General features: G+C 58.0%; 5 protein-coding genes. 2 read left to right on the top strand and 3 right to left on the bottom strand.

From position 1 onward, the window contains the following. Nucleotides 1-280: 280 nt before the first annotated feature. Entirely contained in the window at nucleotides 281-1,939 is a 1,659-nt protein-coding gene (locus NP590_RS11655) for a serine/threonine protein kinase (protein WP_256602564.1), read from the bottom strand. Further along, nucleotides 1,936-4,230 (bottom strand): FHA domain-containing protein, encoded by a 2,295-nt coding sequence (locus NP590_RS11650; RefSeq protein WP_256602563.1) that lies wholly within the window; start codon nucleotides 4,228-4,230, stop codon nucleotides 1,936-1,938. Before NP590_RS11650 ends, NP590_RS11655 begins: the two co-directional genes overlap by 4 nt. A 345-nt stretch (nucleotides 4,231-4,575) precedes the next feature. On the opposite strand from NP590_RS11650, the gene NP590_RS11645 reads away from it, so the two are divergent. Together NP590_RS11645 and NP590_RS11640 are read left to right on the top strand one after the other, a co-directional pair. Further along, nucleotides 4,576-4,953, top strand: a complete 378-nt coding sequence (locus NP590_RS11645) for a hypothetical protein (RefSeq protein ID WP_256602562.1) — start codon at nucleotides 4,576-4,578, stop codon at nucleotides 4,951-4,953. A 12-nt stretch (nucleotides 4,954-4,965) separates the two neighbouring features. Next, nucleotides 4,966-5,481: a glycine zipper family protein gene (locus NP590_RS11640; RefSeq protein WP_256602561.1), complete on the top strand. Its 516-nt coding sequence runs from the start codon at nucleotides 4,966-4,968 to the stop codon at nucleotides 5,479-5,481. Between the two features lie 95 nt (nucleotides 5,482-5,576). Here NP590_RS11640 and NP590_RS11635 read toward each other — a convergent pair whose 3' ends face one another. Beyond that, the gene (locus tag NP590_RS11635) at nucleotides 5,577-6,140 is read right to left on the bottom strand and encodes a c-type cytochrome (RefSeq protein WP_256602560.1); all 564 of its coding nucleotides are present in this window, start codon (nucleotides 6,138-6,140) and stop codon (nucleotides 5,577-5,579) included. Between the last annotated feature and the right edge of the window lie 19 nt (nucleotides 6,141-6,159).

Below are 6,159 nucleotides of genomic sequence, written 5' to 3'. Positions count from 1 at the left end.
ACGCCGGCGCCCTTCAATAAGTCGTTTCCTTCCGTGGTGGCGCAACCGGAAACGATGAACTGGCTGGAAACGATCAATAAAACGGGGGTAACCCTGATTAATTTTTTCATCTGATGTGATCTCCTTGATTTATGGTGTATTGCTTATGCTGTCCGGCGCCGCCAATACCGCCGGTCGCCAACTGTCGCTTCAAATAACCAAGCGGAAGGTTGGGGGTAATTGTAGTATCGATAAGCCACAAATTGCCCGGCAAGCGCCATCTTAATTTTTTATCGTGCTATCAATCGGTTTTTTGGGTGCCGCCGGGGATGATAACCCACGATTGCTGTGGAGCCGAACGTATTTCCTCGCGGGCTACTTTGGCTGCCTTGGGCTTGGCGGCCGGTTTGGGCGGAATCTTCGCCACCCGCTTCGGCGCCGGCGGCGGTTCGGCCGGCGCGGCGGGTTTCACGGCCTCTTCGGCCGTGATGGGTGCGTTAATGGCGTCGGCCGGGGGGGGCGGTGATTGCGCATCCGTGGATGGCGCCGGGACAGGCGCCGCTGGCTCTACGCTGGCGGATTGCGGCTGAGGTTGCAGCAGGGTTTCGGCGGTTTCGGCCGGCACGGGTTTGGGCTCCGGCTCCGGCTCCGGTAGCGGTGGCGAGACCGGCGCGGGTTGTTCCGTTAATGCGACTGGTTCCGCCGGGGGCTCGGGCGCGTCCTTGGATTGTTGCAAAATAAACCAGCTCGACGCGGCCGCCAGAACCAGGGCCAGCGCGCCCAACGCCATGACGACGTTGCGCGTTTGCCTGGAGGCGGCGTTGCCGGTGCGGACCGATAGCGGTTCCTGACTGACGGCAATGCCATCGTTGCTGAATTTGATGCTGCGGGATGGGACGTTGCCGGCCTGGGGCGCAGCGTTGCCTAACACGGTGCGCTCGGCGTAATCGTTTTGCCGGGGGGGGTGGGTTAGGTCGGCATCGCCTAGGACGCTTAAAGCTTGGGCAAATTCCCGAATCGTCTGCTGGCGATGGTTCATGTTCAGCTCGAGCGCGCGCAGGATGGCGTCCTCGATGGCCGGCGGCAGATTGTTGACGAATTGCGAAGGCGCTTTCAACTCCTTGCCCGCCACGCGCTCGTGCACGGGAGGCGGATTGCAGCCGGTCAGCAAGGCATAAAAAGTCGCTCCCAAGGCAAATATGTCCGCCCGCGCATCCGTGCCCGTGCCCATGACCTGCTCGGGAGGGCTGAAATGCAAACTGGCCGCTCTGCCCAAGGTGCGGGTCATGTCTTCCCCGACCACTTCCTTGGCAATGCCGAAATCTATCAGCATGATCCTTTCGCTTTCATCCAGCAGAATATTGCCCGGCTTGAGGTCGCGATGAATGATGGGCGGATTTTGTTCGTGCAGGTAGGTCAGCACTTCGCAGAGTTGCTGCATCCACGGCAATAGTTTTGCCAGCGGTATTTGATTGCCGGGATAGTTTTTACGCTCGCTGGCCAAGGTGCTGCTACCGCCGAACTTCAGCACCAGATAGCACATGCCGTCGATGATGCGTCGGTCGATAATGTCCGGGATGGCGGGATGATCAAGACGGCTGAGCAAGGCGGTTTCATACTCGTCAAACATCTGCACGGGTATTTCCTTCAACGCGCGATGCTTGCCGCTCAGTTCCAGATCGTCAACCAGATAGGCCGCGCCGAAACCGCCCTTGCCCAACACGGACTTGATTTGATAACGGGAAAAAACCACGTCGCCGGGCGACAGCAACCAGCCGAAAATGCCCCGGATTGCACCGTTTTGGGCGTAATCGATATGGGCGATTTCCTTTTGACAATGGCTGCAGTTGTAAGCGCCGCGAATTAACTGGCCAAGTTCGTTGGAGCCGCCGCAAATGGGGCAGAGCCGATAGGAAGCCTGGGTCTGGCTGGTGGGTCTGAGTACGGTTTCGTCATTCATGCCGGACGATCCTTCCGTTTCAGGCCCGTGACGGCAACGGCGATGAAGGCCAAGCCAAGCAGACCGACCATGCTCAAGTCGTGTTGCAAGTTTTCCGATAACGCTACGGCCGTGTTTCCGGCCAAATCTTTAAGTGCCAAGGTTTTTTCCGGTAGAGTGTTTTTCATGGCATCCAATGCCCAAAATGAAATCATGCTGGATTTTGCCACCCACAGGCTGACTTTTCCAAGCGGTACCACGGCGTTCGATAATACCACCTGCGGCACCAATAGAATGGGCGCGATCGCTATTGCCTTGTCGTTGCTGTCGACGAATGCGCTGACCGCCAGCCCCATGCAGGTCGCGGAAAACGCGGCCAGAAACAGCGCGGCCAGACTGCCGGGCAAACTGAAGGACAGCGACAGCATGCCGTGCACGATACCCAATAACATCAGGCATTGCAGCAGACACAGGATTGCCAGGGGCAACAATTTGCTCAGTAAATAGGGTGCTATGCCCAGGTTGACCGAACGTTCGCGTAAATAAATGGGTAATTCCTTCACCACTTCGCGGGCCGAATTCAGGGTGCCGAACCAGATGGCGGACAAAATCAATAAAAAGGCAATGGTGCCTTCCAAGCGCGCCCTGACCACCTCGTCTCCCTCGAGCGAACACACCAGACCCAGTAAAACGGCGATCAGGGGGGCCTGCAACAATAGAATCATCAGGTTTTTGCGATCGGCCAAAACCAGGTCTACATAGCGCAGGGTCAGGGTGCTCGCCTGTCTGAAATCGCAGCCAAACCAGGATTTTTTTGGCGTGGTCTGGCCGGCGCCATCCGGAAAATCCGCTGATTTTCGCATGCGGCCGGCCACATATTGCGCGTACAAATCGGATGCGCGGTAGCGTTCGGCCCACTCGCTCGGGCTTACCGATTCGTCCTCCAATAAATCATAGACTCCGCTCAAACGCTCAAGGCCAAAATAAGCGCATGCCTCGCGGGGCGGCCCAAAGTACACCAGCCGTCCCTTATGCAGCAGTACGACCAAATCGCATACGTCGATATTTTCCAGGCTATGGGTCACACAGACCACGGTTTTTGCATCATTAGCCAGTTCGGCAAACAGCTTCATCATGTGTTTGTCGGTGCCGGCATCCAAACCGCTGGTGGCCTCGTCCAGAAACAGGATGTTTGGATTGGCCACCAGTTCGACGGCCAGACTGACACGCTTGAGTTGACCGCCGCTGAGCGGCGCCGGTGTATCGATGGGCGCGCGGGCCTTGTCGGTCAGTTTGACTTTTTCCAACACCCGCCGAATGTGATTGTGAATTTCAGTCGCGTCCGTATCTTTCGGCAACCTTAGCTTGGCGGTATAGGTCAGCGCCCGGTCGGTAACGATCTTCCGGTGCACGATGTCCTGCTGCGGCACATAGCCGATAGAGGCGCGGAAGCTATCGAACGAGCTGTATAAATCGGTATCGTTGTACAGCACGTGTCCGCCCGTGGCCGGACGCCTACCGTTCATGGCATCCAGCAAGGTGGATTTGCCAGATCCGCTGGTGCCGAACAAAACCACGAATTCGCCGGGTTCTATGACCAAATTGATATCGTCCAATAGACGCTTGCGCTGCCGGCTGGCGTGATCTATCACCTCTTTGTATAACCCTTTAACCACCACCCTGACTCGCCCGGACAAATCAGACGGTTTCAATTCGTCGCCGGTGAAAACAAAGGCGAAGGAACCTATGCACACTCTGTCGCCCTTATGCAGGGCGACCCGCCGCTCCAGGCGCTTGCCGTTAACGAAGGTGCCGTTGGTGCTGCCCAGGTCTTCGATAAAGATGTTATCCGAGCTTGAGACGATACGCGCATGCTCGCGCGAAACCAGCGGGGAGGGCAGGGGGAAATCGCACTGGGGCGAACGTCCCATGGTCAGAATACTGGACTTAGACGGATAGGCTGCCACGGGCTCGGTTCGATGCGGCGAGGTTGGCCGGGTGGTTGCGGATTGCTCGGGTAGTCGGATTTGAAACAACGTGGTTCCCAGCGCAAGCCAATCGCCATCGATCACTGTACTGGCCTGATGGATGGGTTTGCCGTTGATGGATACCGGGGCGTTGCCGATGGGGGCAATCTGAAAACCGTTATCGTCGAAGGCAATGCTCAGATGGGTTCTTCCCACGTCGGGCCCGTCAAGAACCAGATCGCCGCCGCTGCCGGCCGTCAGGTTTTCCCGGATATTCATCCGGCGAGTAATTTTTTTCCGGCTCAGCGAGCTATGAAACTCTATGGTTCCGAATTGCCCGATCACGCCGCCGCCCCGTTATGTGACAGCGTAAGCGCGAGTAGCCGGCCGGCCGGCGGAAGCGAATTCTGAGCGTCTTTATTAAAAGTAACCATGTTTCAGCCAGTTTAATGCGTCGGGAATATTGAATCGGCTTTGCGGACTTCTTGCTTGATTGATACCAAGCCATATTTAGTAACATATTTCCGCCGATCCATATAGGCTACGGCGAAAATATGTTAAGCCAACGGTAAGGGACCGGCGATAAGGTTGCGCGTTCGCGTTTGCAATTATAGGGCGGGTTCAAACGCCCCGGTTGCCTGTATCAGTCGAGTCGGCGCATTGCCTTATCCGAATTTGGGGGTCGTTAAAATGCTAAAACCTATTGTTTTCTTGCTGTTGGTTGGTTCGATTTTAGCCGGCGGCGCGGTTCAGGCTGACCACCGGCACCGTCATGGCGGTCATTGGGGCGGCGGGTTTCACGCTTATCCGCGCTACGGTTTCTACTTTGGTTTGCCGCTATATCCTCGGGCGTATTATCCCTACCCATATCAACCCTATTATCCGCCCACCGTGGTGACCGTGCCGTCCAGCCCACCAGTGTATATTGAGCGGCCGGCGCCGCCCATGGCGCGGCAACAATTTCCGGCCGGCTATTGGTATTACTGCAACAATCCGGAAGGCTATTATCCCTATGTAACGGATTGTCCGGCCGGCTGGCGGCAGGTCGATCCCGTTCCTCAACGTTGAGTAAAAACAGCCATGAATCGCGGATTAAAGATAGTCGGCTGCGGCATGTTGCTGCTGATATCCGGCTGCGCTCAGATGCCAAGCGGTCCCAGCGTGATGGCCTTGCCTGGGTCGCGAATGTCGTTCGAACAATTTCAGCAGGACGATTATGTCTGCCAACAGTATGCGGCCGCCAGAGTCGGCGCGACGCCGAATCAGGCCGCCGCCGACAGCGGAGTCGGCAGCGCCGTGGTAGGCGCGGCGTTGGGGGCGGCGGCCGGCGCGGCCCTGGGAGGTGGCGGCGGCGCGGCGATCGGTGCCGGCACGGGCTTGGTGGCGGGCAGCATGGTGGGCTTGGGCGAGGGCAGGGAAGCCGCTTATGCCACGCAGGATGGCTATGACAACGCCTATGTTCAATGCATGTACGGCAAGGGGCATCGGGTGCCGGTGTCCGGTCGCTTCAGCGATGCATACCCGGTACCGGCGTACGGGGCAAGTACGCCGATTCCGCCTCCCCCACCGGGCGATCCGCCGCCGCCACCAAGATAATCGATAGGAGTTAAGGACTCCGACCTTAATCACTTCTCAATTTGGGCGGAATCCTTGGGCCATGCCTCCTGTCGTGGGCGGGCAGACGAGAAGCCTTAGTGCAGCGAACCGGCGTATTCGGCCAGGGCCTTGATGTCGTCTTCGGACAGGCTTTGCGCCAGGGGGTTCATCGGGCCGGCCTTACGGGCGCCGCTTTTGAAATCCGTCAATTGGCGGGCGATATAGTCCGGATGCTGGCCCGCCAGTTTGGGGAATTGGCCGTTGCCGCGCAGTTCGTTGCCATGACAGCCCATGCACATGGCGGCTTTTTCCTTGCCCGCCGCCGCCAGTTTGGCGTCTCCACCGGCTGATTTGCCCGGCAAGCCGGCATAGTAGGCCGCCAGATTTTGTATCTCCTCATCCTTTAAATCCTTGGCCATGGCGTTCATGGTGGCATTGACGCGCTCGCCCGAGCGGAAATGTTTCAGTTGCGCTTCCAGGTAAGTACGGCTCTGCCCGGCCAGACTGGGGAACAGGCCGCTGTTGCTGACGCCGGCACTGCCGTGACAGCCCATGCAGGCGGCCGCCCGACTTTTGCCGGCATTGATGTCGGCGGCCCGGGCGGGCGAAAGTAAAAGTGCGAATACAAGGCCGATAGCGGTTTTACCAATTGCGTTCATAATGATCACCTCATGGGCT

Origin of the sequence: Methylomonas subterranea (assembly GCF_024505185.1) — a bacterium.
GTDB classification, from domain to species: Bacteria; Pseudomonadota; Gammaproteobacteria; order Methylococcales; family Methylomonadaceae; genus Methylomonas; species Methylomonas subterranea.
This window is presented reverse-complemented; position numbering and strand designations above follow the sequence as displayed.